A 13,915-nucleotide genomic window follows, 5' to 3' on the forward strand; every position below is an offset into this window, starting at 1 on the left:
ATTTTGAATTGAACCTTTTTTAAAACTCACGAATTTTTATACTTCTAAAGGAAACATGGTCTCCATGATCCTGCAAAAGGATCCTACCTGCAGGTATTGTTCCAAAATTTTCCCATTTGTCATACTTGCTTTTTTCGACCAGAGCCTTAAAGGTCTGGCTAAACCGGTCGTATTCCACCACCTTCACATTATTCAACCAATGTTCAACATGGCCTCCCCTTACAACTATACGGGCATTGTTCCATTTATCTACCCCATTGAAGTTCTTGCCCCTAGAATTTTCAAAGTTCTCTGCACGGATCAGGTCATATAGGGATCCCACGGTCCTATTGCCATTTTTTCCCATTTTGGCATCTGGATGTTCCTTATCATCCAACACCTGAAACTCCAACCCTATGGCAGAACCCTGTCCCATATTGAGCCCTGGATCTACAAAATATTTAATCCCGCTATTGGCCCCTTTGGTCAACTTAAAATCTACACTTAATTCAAAATTGCTAAACGCCTCCGTTGTTACAATGTCCCCACCATTTCTGGATTCGGCACCATCAGATGACAGAACACTTAGTGTTCCCTCTTCCATATTCCAACCTTTCTCTGGAAACGCATTCAGTTTGGCACCACGCCATCCTTCCGATGTTTTGCCGTCCCATAATAATCTCCAGCCTTTTCTAATTTCATCAGAAGTAAGCTGATTTTGCAAATAGCTTATTTCCGGGGCATATACGGCCACCTGCTTACGCTCCTTCTCCAAATCAGTGGTTTTGATCCTAATGTTTTTCCATTTCACTATTTTGCCCTCCAAACTGGCATCGTGAATGGAATGCACCTGAAAAGCAATAAATCCTTTGGCAGTAACATCGTCTACCAAGTTGGCACACTGTATCCCATTTATCCAAGTTCTAATATTGTTGCCGATAGCCTCAATTCTATAATAGTTCCATTCCCCAGGTTTAAAAGCATTTTGTCCTTTATTGTTTCTGGACAAAGGATATAACCAGCCCCTTCTTGCCTCATCATATATACCCCCAGCCCATTTTCTATCACTGGTTTCAATTTCACATTGGTATCCATGCACCCTTCCATCCATATATTCGGGAAGGCTCAAACTCCTAAATTGAACTCCGGAATTGAGTCCGTTTTCCACAAATACATCAAACTCCAAAATAAAATCGCCATAGGCCTTTTTGGTAGCCATAAAACTATTAGGTGTATTCAACCTAGAGGTTCCTATCATTTCCCCATTTTCAATTTTATACTTCGCGTTTCCGTTCAATTGTTCAAAATTGGAGAAATCCTTACCGTTAAAAAGTGTTTCCCACCCATCTTGGGCAAGAGCATTGAAAAAGGTAAAGTGAAGCAGTATTACCAAGGTTATCCTGGTCAGTTTCCTATTAGCCATAACATTTAAGTATTAATTTTCGTTAACGTTAACGAAAATATAAAAATATGTTGAAACAACAACATATTAATTGACAAATTCATATATATAATTTGCAATAAACATGAATTAAGTAAATTTTTCAACCATTTTATGGCATATTCTAAAAAATTTGAGTCTCTATTCTACCGTCCTTTAATATCCTGGCAACCAATCTTTGAAAGAATATAGGATAGCCTTATCTTGTAGCTTTATACTTGTAATTCTACAACCCCATTTAGAACACTATCTATGCCCATAATCCATTCCAAATACAACCCCCCATTCCCCTTTAAAAGTGGACATTTTTCCACTATCTATTCAGGATTAATTAGAAAGGTCAATGGTCTAAACCAACAACGGGAACGCTTAGAGCTTAGTGATGGGGATTTTTTGGATTTGGATTGGAGCTACTCCTCCCGGCCATCTACAGGAGTGGTAATACTTTTACACGGTTTGGAAGGCAATGCCCAAAGACCTTATATTACCGGTAGTGCGAAACAGTTCAATGCCATTGGTATAGATGCCTGTGCCGTTAACTATAGAGGTTGCAGTGGCGAAACCAATCGTCTTTTCCGATCTTATCATTCCGGGGCCACGGAAGATCTGGAAGCCGTAATTGACCATATACTAAAAGAAAAAAAATACGCTTCTATTTACTTAAAGGGATTTAGCCTGGGCGGCAATATGACCTTAAAATACTTGGGAGAAGGAAGGTCGATTCCCAAGGAAATAAAAGGGGCGATAGCAGTATCTGTACCATGCAATTTGCACAGTTCATTATTAGAACTTCTGAAACCTAAAAATATGATGTATGCCAAACGGTTTAAGAAACATCTTATAGAAAAACTGCGGTCTAAACAGCTTCTTTTTCCAGACGAGATAAGCGATTTGGATATTGCAAAGATAAACACCCTAAAAGATTTCGATGACATCTATACCAGTAGGGCTCATGGATTTAAGGATGCCATTGATTATTACCAAAAATCCAGTTCACTACAATTTATCCATTCCATTAGAACCCCTACCCTGATTATAAATGCACAAAATGATTCCTTTTTAGGGGACCAATGTTATCCCTACAAGGAAGCCGAACAAAACAATTCCGTACATTTTGAACTTCCCTTGTATGGCGGTCATGTAGGGTTTTATGGTCAAAAAAATATCACCTATACTGAAAAAAGGGCATTAAAATTCGTTGAAGAATTATATTAAAATAATCTATTTATTATCTTCGTGAAATAATATACCTAAACGATGAGAAAATTATTTATCCCTTTGGCCTTAGCTGGATTAATCCTTAGCTGTGGCGAAAAAAAAGAAGAAAAGAAGGAAGGTTTTGAAATGAACCGTACCAAAAAAGAAGTCAAGGCGGAACCTGTAAGTGAGGGAGTACCTGTAGACATGAGCAACAAAGGTGTTGGCCCTATTAAATCTGTAACTTTCGCAGATGAAATAGATACCGAGCTGGCTGCCAAAGGACAAAAGACATTCAGTACTATTTGTGTGGCCTGCCATATGGCCGAACAACGTTTAATTGGACCGGCACTAAAAGGTGTTTTTGAAAGAAGAAGCCCTGAATGGGTTATGAACATGATCTTGAACCCAGATGGTATGCTTAAGGAAGACCCTATAGCTAAGGCCTTATTGAAGGAGTATAACAATGCCGTTATGTTAAACCAGAATCTTTCCGAAGAGGATGCACGTGCGGTAGCAGAGTATTTAAGGACCTTATAGTATACAGATCCATAAAAAATAAAAAGGCGTTTGCACCAATATAAGGTTGTTGCAAACGCTTTTCTTTTTAGAATTATACTCTGTGACGAATATCCTTAAGGGTAAACTATACCTTATCCACAACTACCTTGTAAGTAGGATCCTCTATTACGTTTACATCAATAATTTCATTGGCATTCTCCAATAACCTGATACAGTCGCGACTTAAATGTTTAAGATGTACTTTTTTACCAACCTTGGCATAGCGTTCCGTTAATTTGTTAAGGGCCTCAATTCCGGACATATCCGCAACCCTACTTTCCTTAAAATCTATAATTACTTCGTTGGGATCGTTCTGTATATCAAACTTTTCGGCAAAGGCGGTTGTGGAACCAAAAAACAAAGGTCCGTATATTTCATAATGCTTTACCCCGTTTTCATCGATGGTCTTTCTGGCCCTAATACGCTTGGCATTTTCCCATGAATAGGCCAAGGCAGAAATAATTACCCCAAACAAAACGGCAACGGCCAAGTTATGGGTAATAGCTGTTATTAATGTAACCAAAACCATTACGACTACATCAGAAGAAGGCATTTTTCTAAATGTCTTAAAACTGGCCCATTCAAATGTACCAATTGCCACCATGAACATAAGTCCAACCAAAGCGGCCATGGGCAATTGTTCAATTAAATTAGATCCGAACATTATAAAGACCAACAACATTACGGCCGCTGTAATCCCAGATAATCGGGCCCTGGCGCCAGCAGAAGTATTGATCAAACTTTGTCCGATCATAGCACACCCGCCCATCCCGGATAGAAATCCTGAGAAAATATTTGCTGTTCCCTGCGCTATACACTCCTTGTTGCCACTTCCGCGAGTATCGGTGATTTCATCTATTATGTTCAATGTCAATAGACTTTCAATTAAACCAACTCCCGCTACTATGGCCGCAAAAGGAAAGATTATTTTAAATGTTTCCAGAGTTAAGGGAATATTTGGAATGGATAAAGGTGGAAACCCTCCTTTAATTGTCTCGCCTTCGGCCATAGTATCCGCTACTGTAAGCGTATCTATACCAAAGCCCAAAACTATTGCAGACACCACAACAATGGCCAATAAGGAAGATGGAATTGCCTTTGTTAATTTTGGAAGTCCCCAAATGATCAACATGGTTAAAAGCGTTAACCCCAGCATAATCCACAATGCCGAACCGGACAAAAGATCTGTGGTGCCCTTCACATAGAAATTAGGGAACTGCGCCATAAAAATTATAATGGCCAGTCCGTTTACAAATCCAAACATTACAGGGTGTGGTACCAAGCGTATGAATTTACCTAATCTTAGAACCCCTGCCATTATTTGTAATAGCCCGGCAATGATAACGGTAGCAAACACATAGTTCAAAATAGTTTCTGGAGTAATTCCGGGAAACGTATTTTTTAATTCTAAAATTAAACCAATAAATATGACTGCCACGGCTCCTGTAGCACCAGAAATCATTCCTGGCCTACCGCCTAAAATAGAAGTTACCAAGGCCAATACGAAGGCTGCATATAACCCTGTTAGTGGTGAAAACCCAGGAATCAAGGCAAAAGCTATTGCTTCAGGGACCAAAGCTAGGGCTACTGTTAAACCTGATAATATCTCGGTCTTATAATCTACTTTTTGCTTAAAATCGAATAGATTTAAATACTTTTTCACGTCTTTGTTTTAAGGGCGCAAAAGTAGTGGATTTTCTGGTTTTAAAGGCCACGTAATGCCTAAATGTGACATTTACAACAAATTACCAAGATTGAAGCCCTAATAATTTCTTGCCCAAATCACTTAAATCGGCCGTTTTATATTTGGTCTGTTCCCAATTTCTAGGGTCACCGGGAAAAGCATATCCTTCTGGGGCCAATCTATTTTTCCAAGAATTGATGCGCCAGGTTCTTAGGGGAATATTGTCCTCTTCAGCCGGCATCATAGAAATATATTGGGCAATACGGACCTTGTCCTTTGAATTATTGGGCCTTATGCCGTGGGGTTGCAAGCTATTAAAAATTAAAAGATCGCCCGCCTCCATCTTCACTTTTACAATCTTATCCTGCAGTCCGCTAACATCTGGCTTAAAACGGTCCCTATTCTCCGGCTGGTCAAGTTTCCAAGTTTCATAATTTCGGTATAACCAGGGAATACATTGAAATCCTCCCATATTTTCATCGGTCTGGTCCACTAGAGCTAATACACCCTGTACATTCTGAGGTCTAGTTTCCGGGTCATAGTCCCAATGGATAAAGCCTTTTTGCTCAAATCCTGACCGAATTGGAAAGTTTAGATTGGCCCTATCAATAGTTACCCAAAGTTTTTCCGTTCCCCAAATATCTACAAAAGCATCGTAAATTTTCTCTTGTTGCCTATTGTTCCATAGATACTGATGGTTATACACCTCAACCATTCCCGTACCCGTTAATTCCTTCATTTGCATTTCTGCCCTTGGAGGCGTATACCAACTGTTGGGGTTCTTAGGGTCTTTTTCTTCAAATTCCCATATAAATTTTGCGGTTTCCCGCGCTTGGTTCTTTGTGATAGCATTTTTGATAACAATATACCCGTTGTACAACCAAAATTTCCAATCCTCCTCACTCAAGATCCGTAATGGTTTTCCATTACTTCTGTCCTTCAAACCAATTTTGCTTGTTGTTGAGGTGGAAGGATTTCCCGGAATCTCCGCATGTGGGTTCTTGTTTGTTGCCTTAGTATACTTGGATCGCATCTCCTTGATTTTTTATCGTCACGAACAATACCATAATTTAAGGAATTTAATTGAAAATATCCTGTTTGTTGGACCGCCAATTATTGGCGGAATTAATCTTTAAAAATGCTGTAGAACTATGGCAAATAAAAAACCGCCCTGGGTAATTACTCCAAGACGGTCTTTAACTAAATAACCAACCAAAAACTTCTTTATATAGTCACCGTATAATTTTACGGCAATAATTATATCTTTCTTTTTCTGACCACCTTCATGGTCCCATATTCGGTTTTCATCCTCTTCTTATCCAATTGGGATATACCAGATTTCAAATAAGTGATAAATCCCTTTCCCTTAAACTTGTAAACCGTTCCACTTTTGGAATGATACAGCTCTATTGTACTATCATTAATAACGTACAACTCAAAGTAATCATTGCCCATGAAGTCATAATCCAGTGTTAAAGTTTTAAGCGTTTCATCGTTATAAACATCAAATAATGAATACTCCCCTCCATAATCCCATAAAATGTCGTTGAAATGCATCCCGTTGGGGTCTACCGAGGAATTGAACATACTTCTGTTTCCTTCAAAATAGAACTGTAGGTAATTTTCCGAATCAAAATCGTTCACTGTTCCCTCCTCACTAGTAGCAACCTTTTCCCAAACTTCATATTCCTGCAACAAGTACTCAATATTATCGTAAAATACCATGCTGTAATCAAAGTTATTTCTTTGATATCCCTCCAAATAATATGACGTTCGGCTGTTGGAATCATATAGTTCAATAGTGTTGTTATCCACAAGAAATACCTCTAAGCTCCAGTAGCCGTCCACATCATGATTAATTTGCAGCCTTCCATTATCAGTATTAAAATACCCAACATCCAATCCAAAGCCGTTCCCCGTTTTACCAATACCCACTATATTATTGTTGGCAAAAACCGTTTCACCCACAAAGGAGACGGTAAAAGCCCTTTGTAAAAAAGGAACCTCCCCATTGCCAGAAGTAGCATTGATATCTACATACCAAAGCTCATAGGATTTTAATAGGGCTTGTACATTTAGAACGGGTTCATCCAAATATTCGTCCTCAATAATAACTTCGGTATAACAACCCGTTGCCAAAATACTAAGGGTTATAGCTGTAAGTAGTAGTTTTATGGCTCTCATATCATAAAGATTAATGTTTCTTATTCCAGTAAAACAATCATTATGCCAATAATGTTAAATACTGATTATCAGGTATTTGTAATTAAAAATGTATATAGGCTCAAAATTTTGGATTCCCAATTTGGGGCCAAACCTTATGCCTATGGTATTGAATTCTTGTTTTGAATCTCCAAAAAACAGTCCTACATTGCCATAGATTTTATTGAACCATCTGCTCCTCTAAATTAATACCGGAAAATTGATGGGCTATTGATTTTTTTAACAAGAAGACATCTTGGTTATTGGATCTTGGCGTACAACAAGAAATATTAAATAAATGAAAAACAATATAAAGTTTGCAATGTTGGGTGGTGGTAGCTGGGCAACTGCCATTGTTAAGATGTTGACAGAGAATGCCGATGTGGTTAATTGGTACATGCGCAATACCGATGCTATTGAACACATTAGAACACAGAAACACAACCCCAATTACCTAAGTTCGGTAGAGTTTCGTACAGAACAATTAAACCTGACTGACAATATCAATGAGGCTGTTGCTGATGCCGATGTCCTTATTTTTGCAATTCCCTCTGCTTTTTTAGAGAACGAATTGAAGCAATTGACCGTAGATATCAAGGACAAAATTATTTTTTCGGCCATTAAGGGTATTGTACCGGAATCCGGTTTGATCGTCGGAGAACATTTTCATGTCAACTTTAAAGTTCCCTTCGAAAATATCGGGGTCATTACAGGACCATGCCATGCCGAAGAAGTTGCTTTGGAACGTTTGTCCTATTTAACAATAGCCTGTGCGGACACCGAAAAAGCCAAATTAGTGGCCAAACACCTAAGTAGTGACTACATAAAAACCAAAATATCCGACGATATTATTGGGACGGAATATGCGGCCATGCTGAAGAATATTTATGCCATTGCTGCCGGTATTGCCCATGGATTGGGATACGGCGACAACTTTCAAAGCGTACTTATGAGCAACTCCATTAGAGAAATGAAGCGGTTTATAAAACGGGTACATAAAATGAAACGCAATATAAACGACTCTGCCTATTTAGGGGACCTTTTGGTAACAGGCTACTCCGTTTTTAGCCGTAACCGCATGTTTGGGAATATGATCGGCAAAGGTTACACAGTTAAAAGTGCCATGATGGAAATGAAAATGGTAGCTGAAGGATATTATGCCACCAATAGTGCCCATCTAATAGTATCAAAACATAAGAATAAATCAAAAACCCCTATTCTAAATGCCGTTTACGAAGTGCTTTATGAAAATAAAAGCCCGAAAAAGGTCTTTAAGGAACTGACCGAAAAGCTGGATTAGGCTTACATATTAACACCCGTAGGCCTCTCAAGATCACCTTTACCACAGTCCTTAAATTCGGTCTAGCGAAAAATTGGAATGCTCTACCATTTCTCCTTCCAAGGTCTTCCGGTAGGAGTTAATTGCCTCATCATCCAATTTGTAAATAGTTTTGAACTCGGCCAGGATGGGTTCCATCAATTTTCTAATACTATCTATATCAAAGTATAACCTTCCAGTTCTACGTATAAAAAAATCCATGGGAGTTTGTACCATTTCATTTTCAATGGTAAATTTTAACTCGGCCTTTGCCATGCCCACTACATGATCATCTTCCTTCTGCTTTGCATAGTACTGCAAAATTGTTTCGGTTTGTTTTCCATAATTGGTTACTAAATACCAGGCATCATATTGAGAAAATCCCTCGGGGGTTAATCTTTCATGGATTTCGGCAATATATTTCTTAACGTATTTATACTTTTTAAACTCATTTCCACATAGAGGAATATGTTCCGTATCCGAAGCCTTTACACTAATTCCATAATCTTCCTCCATTTTTTTGGCTACTCTGTTAACTACGCGCTCCGCCATTTTACGATAGCCCGTTAGTTTTCCTCCAGCAATACTTATGAGGCCGGTATCTGAAGTAAAAATTTCATCTTTTCGAGACAATTCAGAGGCAGACTTACCTTCTTCGTGTATAAGTGGGCGTAGTCCTGCCCATGAGGAGATTATATCTTCCATTTCCAAATTTATTTTTGGAAACATATTATTTACTGCAGATATTAGATAAATGGCATCGGCCACATCCGTTTTTACGCTATCCTTGTTTTCATTAAAATTGGTGTCCGTAGTGCCAACATAGGTAATCTTGCCCCTTGGAATCGCAAACATCATACGCCCGTCCGGAATATCAAAATAAACGGATTGCTTTATAGGCAATTTTTCATAAGGAAAAACCAAATGCACCCCTTTCGTAAGATGCAGTCGCTTTCCCTTTTTAGAATTGTTAATGCCCCGAAGCTCATCTACCCAAGGTCCTGCAGCGCTTATTACATATTTGGCCTTTATGGCGAATTCAGTATCCAAGACCGTGTCCTTTACTTTAACCCCTGCAACCACCTCCTCCTCATAAATAAAGTCCGTCACCTGGGTATAGTTTAGTGGCATGGCGCCATATTGCAGGCTGGTCTTTATGGTCTCCATGGTGAGTCGGGCATCATCTGTTCTATACTCCGCATAATATCCTGCTCCATTCAATATCTTTTTTGGCAACAAAGGTTCTAATTTCAGGGCCTCTTTTTTCTCCAACATTTTACGTTTATCATCACCTGTCACCTGGGCCAAAATATCATAAACCTTTAACCCAATAGAAGTAAGCCATTTGCCATAAGACCCATTTTCTATCAATGGCAACAACATTTTCTCCGGCAACACTAAATGTGGTGCCAAATTATGTACTATGGCCCTTTCCGAACCCACTTCTTTTACCAACCAGAAATCAAATTGTTTTAGATATCGCAATCCGCCATGAATCAATTTTGTTGACTTGCTACTGGTTCCTGATGCAAAGTCATTTTTTTCAACCAAGGCGACCTTCAAGCCTCTGGATGCAGCATCCAAGGCAATCCCACCACCTGTAATGCCGCCACCGATCACAACCAGATCAAAAGCCTCTTCCGCTAGTTTGGCAACGGTTTTTTTTCTGTCCAAATTAGAAAATCGAATATTTTTTGTCATCTCTTTATACGGTATCTGTTTATTGCGGCTGTATTTATCTTACTTTGACCAATTTCATTAAAGGTAATTGTTTATAGACCCAAATCAAAGGACAATTGTTACTCTATCGTTATCGTTATAACAACTTCATTACCTAGCGCATCAACTGCCGTAATTACATGCTCTCCAGGTGCAGGCATCAATCCTATTTCGTGATAGTCTAGGGTTTGCCCAATAAATTTCTCATCCAAATACCAATAAACCGGAGTTGCCGGTTTAACATGGGCCAACTTAACTACCAATTCATTCTTCTTACCTTCAAAATTTCTTGCCAAGGTAATTCTGCTTCCGTTCCTTGGATATATAAACTCCATTGCCGCAGTATTGGTTTCCCTACAATTATCCAGAAATGGTGGTAAAGTTTTATAGGAAGGATGTCCCTTTTTATAGTAATATTCCATCAAAGGGGGCAACACAAACCAGGATTCGCTCACTGCTTGTGACAAATCTGCGCAGGAGGAATTGACCCTGTACTGCTTTTGAGCATTTAAATGCACCATTTGATGATACCCACATGACTTTACGAAATTTTGCTTTTTGGGAATAGAAATTACTTTTTTGGGACAAATGTCAGTTGCAAGGTAACCACTTTCCGAACATACTTTAATTTCAGTAAACTCATCCTCTGGCTTTTGAAACCAGGTAGATCTGGGCAGAACATCGAACACATCGAATAAAATTGGTGCCGCACTGGTGAGTCCGGTTACATTTGGTCTTCCTTCTCCATCGGCATTTCCTGCCCACACCCCAACTACGTAGTCTTTGGTAATGCCTATGGCCCAGGCATCCTTGTTTCCAAAACTCGTACCCGTTTTCCAAGCTATCTGCTTGGAGGAATCAAAAAACTCCCAGGATTCACTACCCTCAGGACGGTTTACCTTTTTCATGGCCTCAAAAGTAAGGTAGATACTCGCCGCATCAAAAATAGTCACCTCGGTAGATTTAGCACCAAAATCTACCTTGGTATCCACTGTAGGGATTGGCTCAACAAATTCCTTGGTATAGTACTCACTTGAGGTAGCGTTAAAATGGTTTACGGTTGATGCCAAGGAAGCATAGGTCTTGCACATATCCCACAGATTGCTTTCTGCTCCGCCAAGAATTAATGTCAAGCCATAATGATCGGCAGACTTATCCAGGCCCCTTAAGTTAAACAAATCCAGTTGATCCCTAAATTTTTCCAATCCGTAGGAACGTAACAGTCGTACAGCAGGTATATTTAGGGACTTGGCCAGCGCCTTGTCGGCCTCTACGGCACCACTATAGCTTTCATTAAAATTCTCCGGAGTATAACCTGCTATTTGGGTTGGAATATCGGGTATTAGCATATTGGGCAACAATTCTCCCTCATTCATCATGGCGGTATACAATAAAGGCTTTAGAACACTCCCGGTACTGCGATTGGCCTGCACCATATCCACATCCTTTTCGTGTTCGTTGTCCGTTGGGGTGTTACCTACATACGAAAGTACCTTACGTGTTTTAACATCCATCAACAGCACTGCCGCATTGTAGACTTGATTCTGCTTTAAGTTTTTATAGTGCTTGCTTACAATACTGTTTATACCGGCCTGTATGTTTTCATCCACATGGGTCAAAATTCTCTTCCCCTTATATTTTTTAGCCAAATATTGAACCATATGAGGTGCTGTATCCGGTAATTGAAAAGGCTTTAGGGGCAATTCTTCCAAAAGCGAAAGCTGGTAGGTAGTACTATCTATATAATTATTATTCAATAATTTATGAAGTAACCTATTTCTCTTGTTCAGCAGTTTTGATTGATTCTTTCCAGGGTAAATTAAACTTGGGGCATTGGGCAATACGGCCAAAGTAGCTGCTTCTGCCCATGACAATTGGCTGGGCTGCATACCAAAGTAACGCCAAGCCGCTGCCTCCAAGCCTACCACATTTCCTCCAAATGGGGCATGACTGGCATATAATTTCAATATATATTTCTTGGAATATCCCAACTCCAACCTCGTTGCCAAAACCAGTTCCCTAACTTTTTCCCAATAGGACCGTTTTTTGTGATTGCGGGATAAACGTATTACCTGTTGGGTAAGGGTACTGCCCCCCCTAACTGTTTTCCCTGCCATAATATTTGCTATAAAAGCTTTGCTTATGGAAACTGGATTAAAACCGGGATGCTTATAAAAATAGGCGTCCTCAAAATTTAAAATACAGGTCTCAAATTTATAGGGCACACTATCCACCACAGGGAATCTCCATTGCCCGTCCTCGGCAATAAGTGCTCCCAAAAGCTTGCCCGATCTACTCTCAACAACAGTGGCATGGGGGGTATGGAATAGTTGTTTGGGCAAACAGAAATAATAGGCAATCAAGAGTAAAGTAAGGATAAGTAATTTCTTAGGATGCCTATGAATTAGCCCCCTCAACCGTAGAAAGGTTGTTTTTCCCTTTTTCGAATCCTTATCCGTTCCCAAATTCATACTCCCTTTCCACCATACAAATACGTACCTTGTACCATTTGTACCATTCTTCCCTACCCTTTTTTTGGGCAAACAAATGATCCGCCTGCATTTTCCAATCCGCTATAGCACCCAGACTATCCCAATAACTTACACTTAACCCTATTTGGCCCCTAGCGCTTTCAAAGCCTAGAAAGCCTTTCTGACTTTTTGCCAATGACTCCATTTGATGGGCCATTTCCAAATACCCGTTGGCATCTTCCGTTGTAATAGAAGTAAATATTACGGCGTAATAGGGTTTTTTAAGTTCCATATCTAAATAATGTATTCCTTTTCCAAGAAATAGCTCACCAAAGCCTCCTTCATTAAAACGGATTGTTCGCCGGCCTTTAAAGAGGGCAGCTCTTCTTTTATGTTATAATGCGGCCATCCATCTTCGTCAAAAAAATCGAACTCATAATACCCATATGGTTCCAACAACCTGCAGATAGCGATATGCATTAGATTTAATTTTTCATCCTTCTTAAAGGTTTTATGAATTTGCCCCAGTTCCTGGACTCCTACCAGATATATGATGGCATCCAATTCCAAGGGATCGTTGTCCGCAAATTGGGAAGACAATTTTTTTACCAAAATCTCCCACCTATCTTTTAATTGTGTATCTCTAGACATTGTAATTTATCCTAAATTATATCTATTGCTGGATTCACTTATCCAAACAGAATAGAATTGTTCAAAGGTACAAATCAAAGTTTTATATTTGTCAAAAGACTTTTGTATGGGTGTATTGGATATTATTATTGGACTACTATTACTATACGGCCTATATAAGGGAATTAAAAATGGTCTCTTTGTGGAATTGGCATCTTTGGTTGCCCTTGTTGCTGGTTTGTATGGTGCCATTCACTTCTCCTACATTGTAGGGGAATATCTCTCCAAAAATATGGAGTGGAACGAAAGATATATGAACACTGCTTCCTTCCTGATCACCTTTATAATTATTGTCCTTATAGTGAATATGGCTGGAAGATTGTTGACCAAGATTGCCGATTTTGCCATGTTGGGAATACTAAATAAAATAGCAGGAGGAATATTTGGAGCGCTCAAAGTTGCTGTAATCCTAGGCGCCCTATTGATATTTTTTGACAGGACCAATAATCAACTTGGATTTGTTAAGCAAGAATCAATTGACGAATCCAAACTATATATGCCTGTAAAGGAAATAGGGGCACTTGTTTTTAGTAAGGTATTAAAAGAGAATAAAGCTTTGGAGACCGAGCCACCACAAAATAAGGATAAAAACACCTTCATTAAGGTGGGTGGCTAATTATAGCATCCTATGGTTGTCAAATTATTTTTTTGGA

Annotated in this window: 12 protein-coding genes; 4 read left to right on the plus strand and 8 right to left on the minus strand. The window is 39.2% G+C overall.

The genetic code is table 11. The features are described from left to right. Positions 1–19 precede the first annotated feature (19 nt). Positions 20–1,402, minus strand: coding sequence for a DUF1080 domain-containing protein (locus MWU82_RS02280; RefSeq protein WP_247095087.1), 1,383 nt, complete (start codon positions 1,400–1,402; stop codon positions 20–22). 270 nt (positions 1,403–1,672) lie between these two features. On the opposite strand from MWU82_RS02280, the gene MWU82_RS02285 reads away from it, so the two are divergent. Together MWU82_RS02285 and MWU82_RS02290 are read left to right on the plus strand one after the other, a co-directional pair. Further along, positions 1,673–2,635 (plus strand): alpha/beta fold hydrolase, encoded by a 963-nt coding sequence (locus MWU82_RS02285; protein ID WP_215949667.1) that lies wholly within the window; start codon positions 1,673–1,675, stop codon positions 2,633–2,635. 42 nt (positions 2,636–2,677) lie between these two features. After that, the gene (locus MWU82_RS02290) at positions 2,678–3,157 is read left to right on the plus strand and encodes a cytochrome c (protein ID WP_072860368.1); all 480 of its coding nucleotides are present in this window, start codon (positions 2,678–2,680) and stop codon (positions 3,155–3,157) included. A gap of 106 nt (positions 3,158–3,263) precedes the next feature. On the opposite strand, the gene MWU82_RS02295 is transcribed toward MWU82_RS02290, so the two are convergent. The 3 genes from MWU82_RS02295 to MWU82_RS02305 all read right to left on the minus strand — a co-directional run bounded on the left by MWU82_RS02295 (position 3,264) and on the right by MWU82_RS02305 (position 7,046). Beyond that, positions 3,264–4,841: a SulP family inorganic anion transporter gene (locus MWU82_RS02295; protein ID WP_215949668.1), complete on the minus strand. Its 1,578-nt coding sequence runs from the start codon at positions 4,839–4,841 to the stop codon at positions 3,264–3,266. A gap of 82 nt (positions 4,842–4,923) precedes the next feature. Then, positions 4,924–5,895 carry a phytanoyl-CoA dioxygenase family protein gene (locus tag MWU82_RS02300; protein WP_247095088.1) on the minus strand — a complete coding sequence of 324 codons (972 nt, stop codon included), beginning with the start codon at positions 5,893–5,895 and terminating at the stop codon, positions 4,924–4,926. A gap of 224 nt (positions 5,896–6,119) precedes the next feature. Then, positions 6,120–7,046, minus strand: a complete 927-nt coding sequence (locus tag MWU82_RS02305) for a nicotinic acid mononucleotide adenyltransferase (protein WP_247095089.1) — start codon at positions 7,044–7,046, stop codon at positions 6,120–6,122. A 316-nt stretch (positions 7,047–7,362) separates the two neighbouring features. Between MWU82_RS02305 and MWU82_RS02310 the strand changes: the two genes are divergently transcribed. After that, positions 7,363–8,364, plus strand: a complete 1,002-nt coding sequence (locus MWU82_RS02310) for an NAD(P)H-dependent glycerol-3-phosphate dehydrogenase (RefSeq protein WP_215949671.1) — start codon at positions 7,363–7,365, stop codon at positions 8,362–8,364. 51 nt (positions 8,365–8,415) lie between these two features. Here MWU82_RS02310 and MWU82_RS02315 read toward each other — a convergent pair whose 3' ends face one another. From MWU82_RS02315 to MWU82_RS02330, 4 genes are all read right to left on the minus strand, one after another. Beyond that, the gene (locus MWU82_RS02315; protein ID WP_247095090.1) at positions 8,416–10,083 is read right to left on the minus strand and encodes a glycerol-3-phosphate dehydrogenase/oxidase; all 1,668 of its coding nucleotides are present in this window, start codon (positions 10,081–10,083) and stop codon (positions 8,416–8,418) included. Between the two features lie 98 nt (positions 10,084–10,181). Further along, complete coding sequence (pbpC, locus tag MWU82_RS02320) at positions 10,182–12,572, minus strand: penicillin-binding protein 1C (RefSeq protein ID WP_247095091.1); 2,391 nt, start codon at positions 12,570–12,572, stop codon at positions 10,182–10,184. Then, positions 12,553–12,864 (minus strand): antibiotic biosynthesis monooxygenase, encoded by a 312-nt coding sequence (locus MWU82_RS02325; RefSeq protein ID WP_215949674.1) that lies wholly within the window; start codon positions 12,862–12,864, stop codon positions 12,553–12,555. Before MWU82_RS02325 ends, pbpC begins: the two co-directional genes overlap by 20 nt. A gap of 2 nt (positions 12,865–12,866) precedes the next feature. Continuing rightward, entirely contained in the window at positions 12,867–13,223 is a 357-nt protein-coding gene (locus MWU82_RS02330) for a hypothetical protein (RefSeq protein WP_215949675.1), read from the minus strand. Positions 13,224–13,329: 106 nt separating this feature from the next. Here MWU82_RS02330 and MWU82_RS02335 point away from each other — a divergent pair, with 106 nt between their 5' ends. After that, a complete protein-coding gene (locus MWU82_RS02335) occupies positions 13,330–13,878 on the plus strand; it encodes a CvpA family protein (RefSeq protein WP_215949676.1) in 549 nt (182 codons plus the stop codon). The last annotated feature ends 37 nt before the right edge of the window (positions 13,879–13,915 follow it).

Origin of the sequence: Arenibacter sp. S6351L (genome assembly GCF_023016025.1) — a bacterium.
Lineage (GTDB): Bacteria > Bacteroidota > Bacteroidia > Flavobacteriales > Flavobacteriaceae > Arenibacter > Arenibacter algicola_B.

What these genes read in the sequence shown, in the direction of transcription:
- MWU82_RS02280 (WP_247095087.1), bottom strand. Translation starts at nt 1,402, where the DNA reads ATGGCTAATAGGAAACTGACCAGGATAACCTTGGTAATACTGCTTCAC.
- MWU82_RS02285 (WP_215949667.1), top strand. Translation starts at nt 1,673, where the DNA reads ATGCCCATAATCCATTCCAAATACAACCCCCCATTCCCCTTTAAAAGT.
- MWU82_RS02290 (WP_072860368.1), top strand. Translation starts at nt 2,678, where the DNA reads ATGAGAAAATTATTTATCCCTTTGGCCTTAGCTGGATTAATCCTTAGC.
- MWU82_RS02300 (WP_247095088.1), bottom strand. Translation starts at nt 5,895, where the DNA reads ATGCGATCCAAGTATACTAAGGCAACAAACAAGAACCCACATGCGGAG.
- MWU82_RS02305 (WP_247095089.1), bottom strand. Translation starts at nt 7,046, where the DNA reads ATGAGAGCCATAAAACTACTACTTACAGCTATAACCCTTAGTATTTTG.
- MWU82_RS02310 (WP_215949671.1), top strand. Translation starts at nt 7,363, where the DNA reads ATGAAAAACAATATAAAGTTTGCAATGTTGGGTGGTGGTAGCTGGGCA.
- MWU82_RS02315 (WP_247095090.1), bottom strand. Translation starts at nt 10,083, where the DNA reads ATGACAAAAAATATTCGATTTTCTAATTTGGACAGAAAAAAAACCGTT.
- pbpC (WP_247095091.1), bottom strand. Translation starts at nt 12,572, where the DNA reads ATGAATTTGGGAACGGATAAGGATTCGAAAAAGGGAAAAACAACCTTT.
- MWU82_RS02325 (WP_215949674.1), bottom strand. Translation starts at nt 12,864, where the DNA reads ATGGAACTTAAAAAACCCTATTACGCCGTAATATTTACTTCTATTACA.
- MWU82_RS02330 (WP_215949675.1), bottom strand. Translation starts at nt 13,223, where the DNA reads ATGTCTAGAGATACACAATTAAAAGATAGGTGGGAGATTTTGGTAAAA.
- MWU82_RS02335 (WP_215949676.1), top strand. Translation starts at nt 13,330, where the DNA reads ATGGGTGTATTGGATATTATTATTGGACTACTATTACTATACGGCCTA.